The sequence below is a fragment of the Streptomyces sp. CO7 genome (assembly GCF_053474865.1).
This window is the reverse complement of record NZ_JBRIOU010000004.1, coordinates 511,324-514,082: the sequence shown is the minus strand read 5'-3', so window position 1 is coordinate 514,082 and position 2,759 is coordinate 511,324. Positions and strand designations below refer to the sequence as shown.

General features: G+C 75.7%; 1 protein-coding gene. It reads left to right on the top strand.

Annotated features, from left to right (window positions below; genetic code table 11):
* Window positions 1-187 precede the first annotated feature (187 nt).
* Window positions 188-2,759 (top strand): ATP-dependent helicase (locus ACOV8S_RS15150; RefSeq protein WP_448318352.1); only part of this gene is annotated, 2,572 nt, incomplete at its 3' end.

Here is a 2,759-nt window from a genome sequence, read left to right as displayed (position 1 = left end):
CGGTCCGACGCCCCCGCGGCTCCGGTCCGACACGGCTCCGCGTCGACGGCCGGTGCCCCCGCAGTCCCGCGCCCCCCCGCGCCTCGGGGCCGGGGCTCCTGGCCCAGGGGGGCGAGGTCGGGCCGCGGTGGCGACGGTCGCACCCGACGCGGCGTCCGCTGTCCGCCCGGCGGGTTAGCCTCGAAGCGTGTCCGACCCCCGCATCACCGATCCCGAGCAGCTCAAGGAGCTGCTCGGCATTCCGTTCACCCCGGAGCAGCTGGCGTGCATCACGGCGCCGCCCGCGCCGCAGGTGATCGTCGCGGGAGCGGGATCGGGGAAGACCACGGTGATGGCCGCCCGGGTGGTGTGGCTCACCGGCACGGGGCAGGTCGCGCCGGAGCAGGTGCTCGGGCTGACCTTCACCAACAAGGCCGCCGCCGAGCTGTCCGAGCGCGTCCGCAAGGCACTCGTGAAGGCCGGGGTCACCGACCCGGACGCCTTCGAGCCCGGGACCGGCCCTGAGGAGGGCGCCGGCGAACCGCTGATCTCCACCTACCACTCCTTCGCCGGACGCCTCCTCACCGATCACGGCCTGCGGATCGGACTGGAGCCCAGCGCGCGCCTGCTCGGCGGGGCCGCCCGCTACCAGCTCGCGGCGCGCGTGCTGCGCGAGGCGCCCGGGCCGTACCCGTCGCTGACCGGCACCTTCGCCAACCTGATCCGGGACCTGCTCACCCTGGAGGGCGAGCTCTCCGAGCACCTGGTGACGCCCGAGCGGCTCCGGGCGTACGACGCGGAGCTGCTGGCCGAGCTGGCGGACGCCAAGCTCACCAACGACGACCTGCGCAAGGTCCCGAAGGCCGCGGGGGCTCGGCGTGAGCTCGCCGAGCTGGTCGGACGGTTCCGGAAGGCCAAGCGGGAGCGGGACCTCGTCGACTTCGGCGACCAGATCGGGCTCTCCGCCGAGCTGGCGCGCAGCCGCCCCGAGGTCGGCGCCCTGCTGCGCGACCAGTACCGGGTGGTGCTGCTCGACGAGTACCAGGACACCTCCGTGGCCCAGCGGATCCTCCTCTCCGGCCTGTTCGGCGGCGGCACGGGCCACCCGGTGACCGCCGTGGGCGACCCCTGCCAGGCCATCTACGGCTGGCGTGGCGCCTCGGTGGCCAACCTGGACGACTTCCCCGAGCACTTCCCGCACGCCGACGGCACCCCGGCGACCCGCCTGTCGCTGAGCGAGAACCGGCGCAGCGGCGGCCTCCTCCTCGACCTGGCCAACCGCATGGCCGCCCCGTTGCGGGACATGCACGAGGGCGTCGAGGCCCTGCGCCCCGCCCCCGGCGCCGAGCGGGACGGCCGGGTGCGCTGCGCGCTGCTGCGGACCGCCGTGGAGGAGACGGACTGGATCGCCGACTCGATCGCCCACCTGGTGGCCACCGGTACGCCCCCCGGGGAGATCGCCGTGCTGTGCCGCCGCACCGCCGACTTCGCCCCGCTGCACGCCGCCCTGGTGACCCGGGACGTCCCGGTGGAGGTGGTGGGCCTGGCCGGTCTGCTCGACCTGCCGGAGGTCGCCGACCTCGTCGCCACCTGCGAGGTGCTCCAGGACCCGGGCGCCAACGCCTCCCTGGTCCGGCTCCTCACTGGCCCGCGCTGGCGGATCGGCCCCCGGGACCTCGCCCTGCTCGGACGCCGGGCCCGCCTCCTAGTGGCGCGCGGCGGCCCCGACGACGAGGACCTGGAGCGTCGCCTGGTGGCGGCCGTCGAGGGGACCGACCCGGCGGAGGTGATCTCCCTGGCGGACGCCCTGGAGACGTTCGTCGACCCGTCCCTGGGCGGCGACCACGACGGGCTGCCGTTCTCCGCCGAGGCGCGGGTGCGGTTCGCCCGGCTCGCCGCCGAACTGCGGGACCTGCGGCGGTCGCTGTCCGACCCGCTGATGGACGTGCTGCACCGCGTCCTCGCGGTGACCGGTCTGGAGGTCGAGCTGTCCGCGTCGCCCGGCGCGCTCGCCGCCCGCCGCCGCGAGACGCTCGGCAACTTCCTCGACACGGCCGCCTCCTTCGCCGCCACCGCCACCGCCGAGGACGGCCGGGCCACCCTCCAGGCGTTCCTGGGCTTCCTGCGGGCCGCCGCCGAGTTCGAGAAGGGGCTGGACAACGCCCTGCCCGGCGGCGAGAACACGGTCAAGGTGCTCACCGCGCACAAGTCCAAGGGCCTGGAGTGGGACGTGGTCGTGGTGCCCGGCCTCGTCCAGGGCGGCTTCCCCGACGCCAAGGGCCAGGACCGGTGGACCGCCCAGGGCCGGGTCCTGCCGCACGCCCTGCGTGGCGACGCCTCCACCCTGCCGGACATCGCGTCCTTCGACGCCAAGGGCATGAAGGCCTTCAAGGCGGCGACGGACGAGCACCACCGGACCGAGGAGCTGCGGCTCGGCTACGTCACCTTCACCCGTCCCCGCTCGCTCCTGCTCGGCTCCGGCCACTGGTGGGCGCCGGCCAGGACGCGCCCGCGCGGGCCGTCCGCGTTCCTCCAGGCGCTGTACGAGCACTGCGAGGCGGGGCACGGCGAGATCGAGGTCTGGGCGGACGGGCCGGAGGAGGACGAGAAGAACCCCGTCCTGCACAGCGGTGGCGCCGAGCACGCCTGGCCCCTTCCGCTCGACGAGGAGGCGGCGCGCCGCCGCCGTGCCGCCGAGCGCACCGTCCTCGCGCACCTGGAGCGGGCCGCCTCGGGCGCCGCCGAGACCGATGAGGCGGCGCACGCCCACCACCCCGACT